A 15,564-nucleotide genomic window follows, 5' to 3' on the forward strand; every position below is an offset into this window, starting at 1 on the left:
TGAAGAAAATGTTTTTGAGAAATTTAAATTAGCAGTAGGCATAAAAATAATTACAAATAAATAATAAACAATTAAAATTTAACCTAATGAAAAAAACACAAGTACTATTATTTTTAAGTATTGTTCTGTTCTCCTTTACTGGAGCAAACAGCCAAAACAAACAAAAGAGCAATTCTCCTTTATTTTCTAATTTCAGCTATCAAGGGAATGATAAAGTTTATACCGATAATCCATTAAAATCAGACGAATTTTACACACCTATTTTGCAAGGATGTTATCCTGACCCAGCCATTACCCGCAAAGGAGATGATTATTATATGGTTTGCTCTTCATTTGCAATGTTTCCCGGAGTGCCCATTTTTCACTCTAAAGACTTGGTAAACTGGACCGACTTGGGAGGTGTGTTAAATGATGTTACCCAATTCAGTCCTCACGATACCGGTATTAGTCAAGGGGTTTATGCACCAGGGATTACCTATAATCCTCATAATGATACATTCTATATGATTGTGACCGCATTTTCTGGAGGCTTAAATAATATTATTGTAAAAACAAAAGACCCTAAGAAAGGCTGGGGAAATCCAATAAAATTAGGTTTTAATGGAATCGATCCTGCCATTTTCTTTGATGATAATGGCAAAGGATATGTCGTTCATAATGATGCTCCTGATAATGGAAAAGAGCGTTACAACGGTCATCGTGTAATTAAAGTTTGGGATTATGATGTTGAAAATGACAAAGTAATTCCTGGTACAGATAAAATTATAGTAGATGGAGGAGTTGACCCTACCCAAAACCCAATTTGGATTGAAGCACCACATCTTTACAAAAAAGAAGGAAAATATTTTTTAATGTGTGCTGAAGGGGGTACAGGAGGTAATCATACCGAAGTTATTTTTAAAAGTGATAGCCCTAAAGGGCCATTCATTCCTGCACCAAGTAATCCAATTCTAACACAAAAATATTTTGGTAGAGATAGAAAAAACAGAGTGGATTGGGCTGGTCATGCTGATTTGGTTAAAGGACCTGGAGATAAATACTACGGCGTTTTCTTAGCAGTTAGACCAAACGAAAAAAGCAGAGTTAATACAGGTCGTGAAACTTTTATGCTGCCTGTAGATTGGTCAGGAGAATTTCCAGTTTTCGAAAACGGATTAATTCCATTAGAACCAAAATTAAAAATGCCACAGGGTGTTACTGAAAACAAAACAGGTAAAGAAGGGTTTTTTCCTAATGGTAATTTTACATTCAACGATAATTTCACATCATCTAAATTGGATTACCGTTGGATTGGTTTAAGAGGGCCAAGAGAAAAATTTATTGCAACTTCTAAAAAAGGACTGACAATTAATCCTTTTGATACCAACATTAAAGAGTTGAAGCCAACTTCTACCTTGTTTTACCGTCAACAACATAATAGATTTTCTTTGACAACGACTATTGATTACAAACCAAAATCAGACAAAGAACTAGCAGGTGTAGTAGCCTTACAAAATGAGGGTTCTAATTATGTTTTTGGAATTACAATGAAAGACAAAGAGTATTATGTGGTGCTACAAAAAAATCAAAAAACAAGAAGAGACACAGTGGTAAATTCTACAATTGTTGCAAGCTCTAAAATAGATATCAAAAAACCAGTTCAGCTCCAAATGAAAGCTAACGGAGATGATTATGAATTTGCTTATTCTGTAAACGGAACTGATTTTGTTAATGTAGGAGGAATTGTTTCTGGAGATATTTTATCAACTGATGTTGCTGGAGGTTTTACAGGTTGTTTATTAGGCTTGTATGCTACTTCAAATAATGACGCATTACCAAATAACTAATAATTTACAATTTTTTTTAATGCCAGAGCTGAGTCTCTGGCATTAAATTATTAAGGTTTTTTAATGTTGAGGTTTTGCTAAAAAAAATGATTATACATTTATTTTACTACTTAAGTATTGTAATTTAATGTTAATTTTATTTTAAATAAATTATTATGATTTCCGTAAAACGAAACGATAAAATTTGTTTTTAAATTAATTATTTATTCAGTTTAAGCGATTTTATTAATATATTGATAATTTTAATAAGTAAAAATTAGGCAATATGAATTTTAATTACCTTTTTTTTATAAATAAAAACGCAATCGGTTGTGTATATTGTATTTTTATTTTATATTTGTTTAGTTCTTAATGTTTTGTTAATAATAGCAATGTGACAAAATGTAAATAATTAATGGTTTTTTATTTTCATAAATTTTAGTTAGTCTGGTTTTATTATTTAAAGCCGAGAATTGGTTACTCTCGGCTTTTAAATAAGTAAACTAATATTTTTTTTTATTTTTTCGCAATCGGTTGTTTTTTAAAACTGATTTTTTGATTCTATTTTAAAACATATTAAGTCAGACAGGTTAACGAATGATGAATGAAGAAAAAACATATCAATAATATTTTTATTTAATGTGTACGCTTTAAATTTCAAACAACAATAATTTTCTTCTATTGAATTATTGTTTTAAACTAAAAATAACCAATCAATTAACTAACAACTAAAAAAACTAACCAAGCCTATGAAATAACAATTTCTTTTAGAGTATGCCCCCTTTTTTTGTTTCAAAATAAATATTAACTATTGGGGGGTGATTTTTATAAACAAAATCGTCAGTCAAATTCTGCCCAAGTAATGATGTTTAATTAAATATTGTTTGTAGTTGTGAAATTGTGTGACTAAAAAGTTAAGTTCTAATTTGTAATAAATTAAAAAATGTCAAAATATTAATATGAAAATACAATTAATAAAAATTCCACGAAAAGCTAACTTCGTGGTAATGGGAGTTTTGTTTCAGTTTATGTTTTCGAATGTATTATTGGCTAAAGGAGCTGATATTGATACTCCTTTATCAATAACTGACAAAAAAACATTCACTCAGCAAATTACAGTTTCGGGAACTGTTACTTCCTCTGATGATAAGCTGCCTATTCCTGGTGTTACAGTATCGATTAAGGGTAAGCCTAATTTAGGTGTTATAACGGATTTTGATGGAAAATATAAAATCAATTTAACGTCATCTGATGATATTTTAGTGTTCTCTAGTATTGGTTTTAAAACTATTGAAAGAAAACCTGGTTCTCAATCTGTAATTAATATTGTGATGGCAACAGATCAAACAACCTTAGAAGAGGTTGTTATTGTTGGTTATGGAACACAGAAAAAAGAAAGTCTAGTTGCTGCTATTTCTCAAGTTTCAGGTAAAACGTTAGAACGTGCGGGAGGTGTTTCAAGTTTAGGTGCTGCTTTAACCGGTAATGCACCAGGTTTAGTAACCAATGCAAGTACGGGAATGCCGGGAGAAGAAGATCCTCGTATTGTAATTCGTGGGGCTACTTCTCCTAATGGTTCTGATGTTCTTGTTTTGGTTGATGGTGTTGAACGTCCTATGAATAGTGTTGATATCGGTTCTGTTGAAACAGTTTCGGTATTAAAAGATGCTTCTGCTACTGCTGTTTATGGTAGTAGAGGTGCTAATGGTGTTATTTTGATTACTACTAAAAGAGGTAGTTTGGGTAAGGCTTTAATACGTGCGCGAGTAAACTCTACCATGAAGAGTCCTTCGCGTTTACCTAACAAGTTTGATGCTTATGATGCTCTAATGGTAAGAAATCAAGCCATAGAAAATGAGTTGTCATTATCTCCAGGATCTTGGAATAATTACTTACCTCAGGATATCATTGATAAGTATCGTTTTCCTGCTGATCAAGCTGAAAGAGAACGTTATCCTAATGTGGATTGGGCAAAAACCTTGTTTAAGGATTTTGTGATGTCTCACAATGCTAGTTTAAATGTAAGTGGTGGTACCGAATTTGTAAAATATTTTTCTAGCATCGATTACTTACACGAAGGAGATCTTTTTAGAAAAGCGGATAATAGAAGAGGTTATGAAGGGGGTTATGGTTTTGACAGACTGAATGTTAGAACAAATTTAGACTTTACTTTTAGTCCTACAACTACTTTTAAGGTTACTTTATCCGGTTCCCATGGTGTAAGAAAAATGCCTGGCGCACGTAATAATGAGTATACGATGTGGGATGCTGCTTATTCAACAGCTCCAGATGTGTTCCTTCCTTTTTATGAAAGTGACAATTCTTGGGGGTATTTTGCTCCTAATGAAGGTAGGGCTTCAAACTCTGTTCGTAGTTTAGCACTTAGTGGGGTGGAATACCAAACTACTACACGTATCAATACAGATTTCTCTTTAAATCAAAAATTAGATAAATTTGTAAAAGGTTTGTCTTTTACAGGAATGTTGGCTTTTGATAACAGCTTTCGTGAAGATTCTAGAGGAGTAAATGATTTGTTTAACAATACACAGGAAAAATGGATTGATCCTGCTACCGGTAATGCTATCTACAAAAGAGCATTTGATCCTAACAATCGTTTCGATTTTCAAGATGGGATTAGATGGACTGTTAATCCTGGTACTGTAAATAATGGAGAGTCCTATAGAAGATTGTTTTATCAAGCTCAGTTGAACTACAATACAACAATAAGTGAAAATCATAATATTGGTGCATTGGCTTTAGCAAACCGTAATGAGTTTGCAACAGGTTCACGTATACCAAGTCGTCGTGAGGATTGGGTTTTTCGTACTACCTATGATTATAAAGGGAAGTATTTTGCAGAGTACAATGGTGCTTACAATGGATCTGAAAAATTTGGTACTGTTAATCGTTATGGTTTCTTTTCATCAGGTGGTTTGAGTTGGATTGTTTCTAAAGAAAACTTTATGAAAAAGACTAAATCATTTATCGATTTGTTAAAACTTAGAGCCAATTACGGAGAGGTTGGAGATGATTCTGTTAGTGGTAGATTTTTATATGAAACTTTGTATGGTTTTGGTGGTCGTTCCAATTTAGGTCTTAATGGTGAAGGAGGAGAGCAAAGCCCTTATGTTTGGTACACAGAAAATTCAATTGGAAATCCTGAAGTGAGATGGGAAAAAGTAACTAAAACTAACTTTGGTGTAGATTTTGGTTTCCTAAAAGGTTTTGTTCAAGGTTCGGTAGATGTTTTTCAAGACCGACGAACCGATATCTTAATTGCAGGTACAAATAGAGCGATACCAACTTATTATGGCGCTTCTAGCCCTCCACCTGCTAACCTTGGAAGGGTTGATAACAGGGGGTATGAATTGCAATTAAAATTGAATCATACTTTTGCTAATGGCTTAAATATATGGTCAGATTTGAACATGACCCATGCAAAAAGTAATGTGGTAAATCTAGATGATCCACAGTTGTTAGAAGATTATCAAAAGCGAGTGGGAAGACCTTTAGGTCAAGCTAGGGCTCATGTTGCTCAAGGCTATTACAGCACTTGGGATGAATTGTATGCGAGTACTAGAACAGATGCAAATGATCAATTCAAATTGCCCGGAAATTTAAATTTATTGGATTATAACGCAGATGGTGTGATCAATGCTTTTGATGATATTCCATACGGTTTTGCAGGTGTGCCGCAAAACACTTACAATGCAAATTTTGGTGTTAACTGGAAAAACTTTAGTTTTTTTGTTCAATTTTATGGTGTGAACAACGTAACACGTCAAGTGGTTTTAGGGAGTTTAGCGGGTCAAAATACCGTAGTTTATGACGAAGGCTCTTATTGGAGCAAAGACAATACCAATCCGGATGTGCCTATGCCACGTTGGTTGTCAACACCTAGTTCATACAATAATGCACAACGTTTCATGTATGATGGTTCTTATGTTCGTTTAAAAAATGCTGAAATTGCTTATACTTTTGATGATTCTACTTCTTTTGTAAAAGCGCTTGGAATTCAAAATGTAAGAGTATTTGTGAATGGAGATAACCTATACCTTTGGTCAAAAATGCCTGATGATAGGGAGAGTAATTTTGCAGGAACGGGATGGGCCTCCCAAGGTGCCTACCCAACTGTAAGACGTTTTAATTTAGGTGCTAATATTATTTTTTAAATTTTTGAATTATGAAAAATTATTTTAAATCAATAGCAAAATATAGTGCTTTATTTAGTTTGGTGGTTGCCACAAATTCTTGTGAAGAGTATTTAGATGTTAAACCAGAGAATATTGTTACAGAAACTGCTGCCTATGAAAATTTCACAAGATTTCAGGGTTTTACTGAAGAGTTGTATATGTGTATTCCAGATTTTACCAATGCTTATTGGACTAATTCATGGAACTGGGGAGAGGATGAGATTCAGTCCACGGCTCGAGATTTCCATTTTGTGGTAAAAATAGACAACGGAAATTTCTTGGGTTGGCAGTCTGAACATGATGGCTGGCAAGCAGGTTGGATGAATAGAAACAGAGGAAATATGAATACTGGCAACAATAGGTTCAATAAGGATCTATACACTTTAGGTTGGTATGGTATTCGTAAAGCCAATCTAGGTTTAGCCAATCTTGATCTTTTACAAGAAGCTACTCAGGAAGAAAAAGATTTGATCAAAGGACAGCTACTTTTCTTTAGAGGTTGGTTTCATTTTCAATTCATGCAGTATTTTGGTGGTCTTCCTTACGTAGATCAAGTAATTCCTGCTGATGAGCCTATTACTTTACCAAGATTATCTTATGCAGAATGCGCAGAGAAAGCTGCAGCTGATTTTAGAGCAGCAGCAGACTTATTACCTGCAGATTGGGACAATACCGTTGTTGGTAAAAGAACCGAAACTAAAAATGCCTTACGTATCAACAAAATCATGGCATTGGGTTACCTAGGGAAAAACTATTTGTGGGCAGGTAGTCCATTAATGAATAAAGCTTCTACAGGTAGCGAATCATACAATACTGAATTTTGTAGAAAAGCTAGTGAGGCATTTGCTGAATTATTAAATATTACAGAGTCGGGTGGTTCTAAACATGCTTTATTACCTTTTGCTAAATACAGTGATAACTTCTATACAACTGGTCAAAACTGGGCTATTCCAGGTGGAACTGAGGCTATTTTTAGAGGTCCTTACTTAGGTGCTCACAACTCAACTTATGGTACAGCAAAACAATACCAACCTGCACCAATTTTAACAGATGGTGATGTTAAATTCTTACCAACAGCTAATTATGTTGATAATTATGGTATGGCTAATGGCTTACCAATTGAGAACCCAACACAAGCTGATCCAGTTTCTGGATATGATCCATCTTATCCATGGAGAAATCGCGATCCTCGTTTTTATAATGACATCATTTATGATGGGGTAAAAATGGTTAATGGTACTATGCCAGCTAATAATGTAGCCAATCGTAATGCCAATTTATTTACTGGTGGAAGTTATAGAAATATCAGTACGGGTAGTCGTACAGGTTATTTATTATACAAATTTATTCCTATTACAGCTAACATGTATGATGGTGGTTATGACTGGGGTAGTAACTTGAATATTCATTTACCTTGGATGCGTTTATCTGATGTTTATTTAATGTATGCAGAAGCTACTGCTGTTGCTTACAATTCAGCAACTGCAAAAGATCCATCTTACAGTAAAACTGCAGTAGAAGCCATCAACTTTGTTCGTGATAGAGCTGGTGTTGGTCATGTAGCGAGTAGATTCACAAGTTCTCTTAATGCTTTTTTACCTGAACTACGTAGAGAACGTGCTGTAGAGTTGGCTTTTGAAGGACATCGTTTTAATGATTTACGTCGATGGTTATTGTTGACAAAAAGTCCTTATACTCTAAAAAAATCAATTGAGTTTGATCGTGATGCTTCTTTTAATGCAGCTACACCTAAAACAAACAAAGTTAATAACTTGAGACAAGTGACTATTTTGGAAAGAAATTTTTCAGATAAACACTATTGGTTGCCTTTAAAAAACAGTGATGTAAGTATGTATGCTGAGTTTTTCCAAAACCCAGGATGGTAATTACTTACAATCATTTTAAAAATTATAAATACAAATTAGAAAATAATGAGATATATACAACTAAGAATAGTGTTATGTTTTTTAATTATTGCTTTTTCTCCTACTATATCCTTTGCTCAATTTAATAAAATTGATGTTAGTGGTATAGTGAGTAGTGCTGAAGGAAAACCTATTGTTGGTGCCTCTCTTGTTAGTGAAAAAGACAATATTTTAACAGTTACGGATTCAAATGGAAAGTTTTTAGTAAATGTTCCTATAGGTTCAAGATTATCAGTTGTTGCCAAAGGTTTTACAGCTAAAAGATTTACAGTAAGTTCAAATCAAAATGATATAAATTTAATTTTATCAAAAGAGAATACAGTTCAAGTTGCTTTCAAAAAAGTAAATGAGAGAGATCTTTCCAGTGGTATTTCTTTTGTCGATGTTGAAGAGGTACTGAACAAAAGTTATTCTACATACAGTTTAGACGGAATGCAGTCTTTAGTGGGGGGGTTTAACTACAATATCTGGGGTCAAGGGGGATACTTGGTTTTGGTGGATGGTTTTCCACGTGATCCAGGTTCTATTCTTCCAGTAGAAATTGATCAAATTTCATTTTTGAAAGGTGTAAACGCTATTGCATTGTATGGTAGTCGTGCTGCTCAGGGTGTTGTTTACATTACTTCTAAAAGAGGTAAGGTTCAAAAACAACAAATTAGTGTTCGTGCCAATGCAGGTATTGATGTTCCTAAGCGATATGCTAAATATTTAGGTTCTGCAGAATACATGTCGTATTACAATCAAGCTTTGACTAATGATGGTCTTCCGACACTTTATAGTGATGAGGATATTTTTAATCACGCATCAGGAAATGAATTTCGTTATCCTAACGTAGATTATTATTCTTCAAAGTATTTAAGAGAATTCTCAAGAAGATACGATGCTAACGTAGAAATAAATGGTGGAAATGAGGTTGCTAGATATTTTACTATTGTAAACTTTTCTAATAATGGTAATTTGTTGAATTTTGGAGAAGCAGCTAACAACCAAACTACTCGTTTCAACGCAAGAGGTAATGTTGACGTTGCTATTAATGATTTTATTTCTGCAAGATTAGGTATTAATGCCATCTATTCTAATTCCAGAGGTATTAATGCTAATTACTGGCAAAGTGCTGCTACTATTAGACCTTTTCGTTACACACCATTAATTCCTATCGATTTGATTGAAGCTTCTGATGAAGCTTCACAATTATTGATAAGAAATAGTAAGAACTTGGTTGACGGTAGGTTTTTATTGGGGGGTAACCAATTAGAAATGACAAACCCTTTTGCTGCTGCTTATGCTGGTGGAAATAGTAATTTTATTAGTCGACAATTTCAGTTTAATACTGGTGTAGATGCTAATTTGAATAGCTTTATGAAAGGACTTTCTTTGCACACAGATTTTGGTATTGATTATGATACACAGTATAGTACTTCATTCAATAATGGTTATGCTGTTTATAATCCTACTTGGAATACTTTTGCAGGTTTTGATCAGATTGGAAGTCTTCAAAAAATCAATGATGATACTCGTGACGGTATAGAGAATTTATCAAACAGTTTTTACAGACAAGTATTAACCTTTTCTACACACTTGGATTATAAGCGTCAAATTGAAAAAAATAATTTTGGAGCTATGTTCATTGTCAACGGTTTTCAGCGTTCTACATCAGGTCAATATTTCAAAGAAAGTAATGCTAATTTAGGTTTGAATATGAGTTACAATTTTGATGGTAAGTATTATGCGGAATTTAATCAAGCAATTGTACATTCTGCTAGATTTGCTGAGTCAAAACGTATGATGCCCTCTCCAACGCTTACCTTAGGATGGCGTTTGAGCGAAGAAAATTTCTTAAAGAATTCTACAACGGTTGATAATTTAAAATTGAGTTTCTCTGCAGGTATTTTACATACTGATTTAAGTGCTAACAACTATTATTTGTATCAACCAATCTTTTCTCAAACAGACGGTCAATGGTTTAGCTGGAGAGATGGTGCGTTGAATAGAAGTACAGACGCCAGACAGGGAGAAAATTTTGATTTAACTTTTGCACAAAGGAGAGAAATTAATGCTACTATTGATGCGTCTTTTTTTAAGGGCATGATTACATTGAATAGTACTTTCTACAGAAATCAAATGAGAGGTAATATTGATCGATTAGCAAATAGAGCACCAAACTATTTTAGCAACGGTTTCCCTGCTTCATCTTTTGTATCATGGTCTAATGTTAATAACGACGATCGTTCTGGTATTGATTTTAATATTAATTTCAACAAAAAAGTGGGTGCTGTCGATTTATCCTTAGGTATTACGGGTAACTATTACCACAGTAGAATTGACAAACGTGATGAAGTTTCTGAATTTGATTATCAGTTAAGACAAGGTAGACCTATAGATAATATTTTTGGTCTTAAAAATCTTGGTTTTTATGTTGACGAAGCTGATATTGCTAATAGTCCAGTTCCTGCATTTGGAACAGTTAAGCCAGGGGATATTAAATATCAAGATGTGAATGGTGATGGTCTTGTAAACGCACAAGATGAAGTATTCTTGGGTAAGGCTGGTTTCAATGGTGCTCCTTTGTTTGGAGGTTTAAACTTTACGGCAAAATGGAAAAACTTTACCTTATTTGCTATGGCAACAGCTCAATTTGGGGCTTATGCAATGAAAAATCAAAGTGCATACTTTAATATTGATGGAACTGATAAATATTCTGTTAATGTTAGAAATAGTTGGACTTTTGAAAATCGTGAAACAGCTACTTTTCCTAGATTGACAACTTTTACATCTGATAATAATTACAGAAATTCTGATTTTTGGATGTACAGCACGAACAGGTTTGACTTATCGAGAATTCAGATTTCATTTGATTTTCCTAAGCGAATATTACAAAGTACTTTTGTTAACGAGTTAAGTGCTTATTTGAATGGAGCCAACTTATTAACGATATCTCAAGAGCGTGAATTGATGGAGTTAAATATTGGTGGTGCTCCACAAACTAGATTTTTTAATTTAGGTTTGAAAGCCTCTTTTTAATTCATTATAAAAATTAAAGACATGAATAATTTTTTTCTTATTTTAATAACAGCATTTGTTCTTACTTTTACGAGCTGTGATGATTTGATTGAGCCTAATATTGCTAATAATAGAGGTCTTGATGCTATGTATGCAGATCCTGAGTTTGCAGCCGGTGTTCTCTTAAATGGTTACACTCGAATACCGACTAACGGTTATAGTTTTAATGATGTTGCTACAGACAATGCGGTTACTAATAACTTGCAAAATAACTTTAGAAGAGCTGCTACTGGTCAATGGGATTCTAATTTTAATCCTTTTGATCAATGGAATAATTCTAAAGCTGCTATACAATATCTCAACATTTTTATTCAAGAAGTAGATAAAGTAAATTGGGCAAATGATGAAGTGGTAAGATCGCTTTTTGCACGCAGACTTAAGGGTGAGGCCTATGGTTTGAGAGCATTATATATGTATTTTCTTTTGCAAGCTCATTCAGGTGTAACTGATAACAACCAACTTTTAGGAGTTCCTATTTTGTTAGAACCAGAATCAATAACCTCTAATTTTAATATTCCTCGTAATACTTTTCAAGAGTGTTTGAATCAGGTTTATAGTGATATTGGATTGGCTAGTCAATTACTTCCTTTAGATTATGAGACTGCCACTGCTGTACCTGCCGGTTTTCCTGATGTTGATTTAAGTATTTACAATCGAGTATTTGATAATCAAGCTAGAGGTAGAGTTACTAAGCGTATTGTTATGTTTTTAAAAGCGCAGGTTGCATTGCTAGCTGCTAGTCCTGCTTTTAATTTGAATAATTCTCAAGCTGCTTGGACACAAGCCGCAAATGCTGCTGGAGAATTGTTATCACTTAATGGAGGTATAGGTGGTATCGATCCGAATGGATTAACTTGGTATCGTAATCCTGAGATTGAAACGCTTGGTTCAGGTGTGAATTCTAGAGAAGTAGTTTGGAGAGGGGATATTGCTAACAGCAATAACCTTGAGTTAGAACATTTTCCACCTTCTCTTTTTGGTAGTGGTCGTTTGAATCCAACTCAAAATTTAGTTGATGCATTCCCAGCTTCAAATGGTTACCCTATTACACATCCATCGAGTAACTATAATGCTGCTAATCCTTACGCCAATCGTGATGCACGTTTAAATCACTACATTTTATTAAATGGAACAACTGCTGGTGTGGCAAATACTGTAATTTCAACAGCTAGTAATAGTACTACTATTGACGGTTTGAACCGTGTTGAGACATCAACAAGAACGGGTTATTACATGAAAAAGTTGTTGAGACAAGATGTTAACCTGAATCCTCAAACAAGAACGCAGCAAAGACACTACAATGCAAGAATGAGGTACACAGAGCTTTACTTAATTTATGCAGAAGCAGCAAATGAAGCTTTTGGTCCTGAGGGAACTTCTACTTTTGGATTTTCTGCTTATGATGTGATTAGAGGTTTGAGAAGAAGAGCGGGAATTGGATCTAATACCACCGATTTATATTTAGAATCTATTAAGAATAATAAAGACGCTATGCGTACTTTAATTAGAAACGAACGTCGTTTAGAACTATGTTTTGAAGGTTTCCGTTTTTGGGATTTACGCCGTTGGAAAGAAAATTTAACAGAACCTGCAAAAGGTGTTAATATCCAAACAACTTCTGGTTCTTCTACTTTTACAATCATTCCTGAGGTTGAAGAAAGATCTTTTACTCCAGATATGATTTATGGTCCAATTCCATACTTAGAAACTTTGAAGTTTAATGCTTTGATTCAAAACAAAGGGTGGAGATAATCCTCCTATTCTATTTGATATTTATTTAATGTAATTCAATAAAAAATGAAAAATAAAATATTTTCGGTTTTAGTCCTCATATTAGTCTCATTGTCTTCATGTACGAATCAAGACACTGATTTTAATAATTTTGACTATCAGTCAGTCTATTTTGCATATCAATTTCCTGTCAGAACCATAACATTGGGCGAAGATATTTTTGATACGTCTCTAGACAACGATTACAAGTGTAGAATTATGGCTACCTTAGGTGGGGTTTATAATAATGATAAAGATGTAGCTATCGATGTAGAAGTGGCTAATCCTTTAACCGCTGGTCTATTGTTTAGACCAGGCGGTTCTCAAATAGTCGCAATGCCAAGTAACTATTATTCTTTACTTTCCAATAAAATTGTAATATCTAAAGGGCAAATAACAGGTGGTATCGATGTACAATTGACGGATGCTTTTTTTGCTGATCCTTTGTCAGTTAAAGAAACCTATGTTATCCCTTTGCAAATGACTAATGTAGTGAATGCAGATACAATTTTGTCTGGCAATCCATTGATCGCTAATGCTAATAAAGCGATAATCAGTCAGTGGTCTGCTGCTCCTAAGGATTTTATTTTCTATGCCATTAAGTATATCAATCCATGGGACGGTTTTTATTTAAGAAGAGGAGTTGACGTTTATACAAACAGTACTAATTCTACTCAAAATAGAACTGATAAGAGGCATCAACAATATGTTGAGCAAGACCAAGTTTTTAAAATCAACACACTTTCATTATCGACTATTGATTTCCCTGTTACTTACAAAGATGCATCTGGAAATAATATGAATTTGAATTTGGTATTAACTATTAACAAAACTACAGGAGATATTAGTGTTTCTTCTTCTAACCCTACTTTATATCCAGCCACTGGAACTGGGAAATTTGTTAAACTTGGAGAGAAAAATAGTTGGGGTGCTAAGGATCGAGATGCACTTTATTTAAATTACAATGTTAACTATGGTAATTTTAACATTACTACAACGGATACTTTAGTTCTAAGAAATAGAGGGGTAAAAGCTGAAGTATTTACTCCAGTGATTAATAATTAATTTGGTTTGATAATTTCATCAACAATTAAAACTATTTAAAATGAAAAATATATTTAAATTTTTACCACTTTCAGCATTGGTGCTCTCTTTCGCATCATGTACTGAGGCTCATTTTCTTCCTTATGAAGTAGAAAAACCATCGAGTATTGCAGATCAGGAGGTAATAAATGCTTATTCCGATTTAAAGTCTTATGTGGACAGACAGGCAAATCCTGGTTTTAAATTAGGAGCAGGTATTACTTTAACTGATTATACAAGTAAATCAGTAATGTATAGATTGGTTAATAGTAATTTTGACGAGGTTACTATGGGATATGAAATGAAACATGGTGCTATTGTACAAGCTGATGGAACGCTAAAGCTTGATAAAGTTCAAGAGCTTTATGAAGCTACCGCTGCCGCTAATATTTCCGTTTTTGGGCATACCCTTTGTTGGCATGCCAATCAAAATGCAACTTATTTAAAAAAGTTGATTGCTCCAGATGTTTTATCATCAACAGGCCCAGGTTGGGATTTGATTATGGAAAATAATTTTGAGACCGATAATAGTTCTAATTATCAGGCTAATGCAGGTTTAGCTGTTAGTTATACTGCAGCTGGTCAAGGTGCAAAAGCGACAGGTAGAGGACTTAAATTAACCAATGCTAGTGTTCGTACTAATGAATGGGATGCACAATTTTACATAAAATTTTCTCCTGCTGTAAAAGTTGGTGAGAAATACAAACTTACTATGGATGTGCGCGCTGATGTTACAGCATCTTCTCCTACACAAGCACAATTAAATGTAGGTGGTTATAGACATTGGGACTTCTTTGGCAATGTTCCTTATACTACCACATGGACAGAATATGTTAAAGAGATTACGGTTACTGAACAAATGAAAGACTGTAATACAATAGCCTTTAATTTTGGAAAAACTGCCAGTAGTTTTTACTTTGATAATGTCAAACTAGAAAAATATAACGCAACAGGTAGTATTCAAACAATAGAGAAAACACCTGAAGAAAAGAAAACTATTATTACTCAGGCGCTAGACACTTGGATTTCTGGAATGGTAACAGCTTCAAAACCTTACGTAAAAGCTTGGGATGTTGTCAATGAGCCTATGGATGATGGTCGTCCTTATGAATTAAAAACAGGTGTAGGAAGAACCAATATGCCTGCTGATGAATTCTACTGGCAAGATTATTTAGGAAAAGATTATGCAGTTGAGGCATTTAGACTTGCTAGACAATATGGTAATTCAACGGATAAATTATTCATAAATGACTATAATCTTGAATACAGTATGGATAAATGTAAAGGTCTTATTCAGTATGTGAATTATATTGAAAGTAAAGGACAAAAAGTTGATGGTATAGGTACACAGATGCACCTTACTATAAATTCTGACAAGGATAAAATTGAGACTATGTTTCAGTTACTTGCGGCCACTGGAAAGCTTATTAAAGTTTCTGAACTTGATGTAGCAGCAGGTCTTAATCCAACTGCTTTTGATTTTCAATTGCAAGCTGATATGTACAAGTTTGTTGTAGATATGTATATGCAGTATATACCAGCAAATCAAAGGTATGGAATTACTGTTTGGGGAGTAACGGACAGCCCATCAAACTCATCTTGGTTACCTGGACAAAATCAAGGTATCTATAATCTAGCATTTACTCGTAAGTCTTCTTATGCTTCATTTGCTGAAGGACTTAAATCCATGAAATAAGGAATAGATAGTTGACAATCTATTCAATTATT

The 15,564-nt window shown here is 33.8% G+C and carries 7 protein-coding genes; all 7 read left to right on the plus strand.

The genetic code is table 11. The features are described from left to right. Window positions 1-86: 86 nt before the first annotated feature. The 7 genes from AAGV28_RS08555 (at window position 87) to AAGV28_RS08585 (ending at window position 15,532) form a co-directional block, all read left to right on the plus strand. On the plus strand, window positions 87-1,826 hold the full coding sequence (locus tag AAGV28_RS08555; RefSeq protein ID WP_373406404.1) for a glycoside hydrolase family 43 protein: 1,740 nt from the start codon (window positions 87-89) through the stop codon (window positions 1,824-1,826). Between the two features lie 938 nt (window positions 1,827-2,764). Then, the gene (locus AAGV28_RS08560) at window positions 2,765-5,977 is read left to right on the plus strand and encodes a SusC/RagA family TonB-linked outer membrane protein (protein ID WP_373406405.1); all 3,213 of its coding nucleotides are present in this window, start codon (window positions 2,765-2,767) and stop codon (window positions 5,975-5,977) included. Between the two features lie 11 nt (window positions 5,978-5,988). After that, window positions 5,989-7,884, plus strand: coding sequence for a RagB/SusD family nutrient uptake outer membrane protein (locus AAGV28_RS08565; RefSeq protein ID WP_373406406.1), 1,896 nt, complete (start codon window positions 5,989-5,991; stop codon window positions 7,882-7,884). Window positions 7,885-7,929: 45 nt separating this feature from the next. After that, window positions 7,930-10,944, plus strand: coding sequence for a SusC/RagA family TonB-linked outer membrane protein (locus tag AAGV28_RS08570; protein WP_373406407.1), 3,015 nt, complete (start codon window positions 7,930-7,932; stop codon window positions 10,942-10,944). 21 nt (window positions 10,945-10,965) lie between these two features. Further along, window positions 10,966-12,735 (plus strand): RagB/SusD family nutrient uptake outer membrane protein, encoded by a 1,770-nt coding sequence (locus AAGV28_RS08575; protein WP_373406408.1) that lies wholly within the window; start codon window positions 10,966-10,968, stop codon window positions 12,733-12,735. A gap of 45 nt (window positions 12,736-12,780) precedes the next feature. Beyond that, window positions 12,781-13,818, plus strand: a complete 1,038-nt coding sequence (locus tag AAGV28_RS08580; protein ID WP_373406409.1) for a DUF5627 domain-containing protein — start codon at window positions 12,781-12,783, stop codon at window positions 13,816-13,818. 40 nt (window positions 13,819-13,858) lie between these two features. After that, window positions 13,859-15,532 (plus strand): endo-1,4-beta-xylanase, encoded by a 1,674-nt coding sequence (locus tag AAGV28_RS08585; RefSeq protein WP_373406410.1) that lies wholly within the window; start codon window positions 13,859-13,861, stop codon window positions 15,530-15,532. Window positions 15,533-15,564 lie beyond the last annotated feature (32 nt).

The organism is Flavobacterium zubiriense (genome assembly GCF_041729725.1).
GTDB lineage: Bacteria > Bacteroidota > Bacteroidia > Flavobacteriales > Flavobacteriaceae > Flavobacterium > Flavobacterium zubiriense.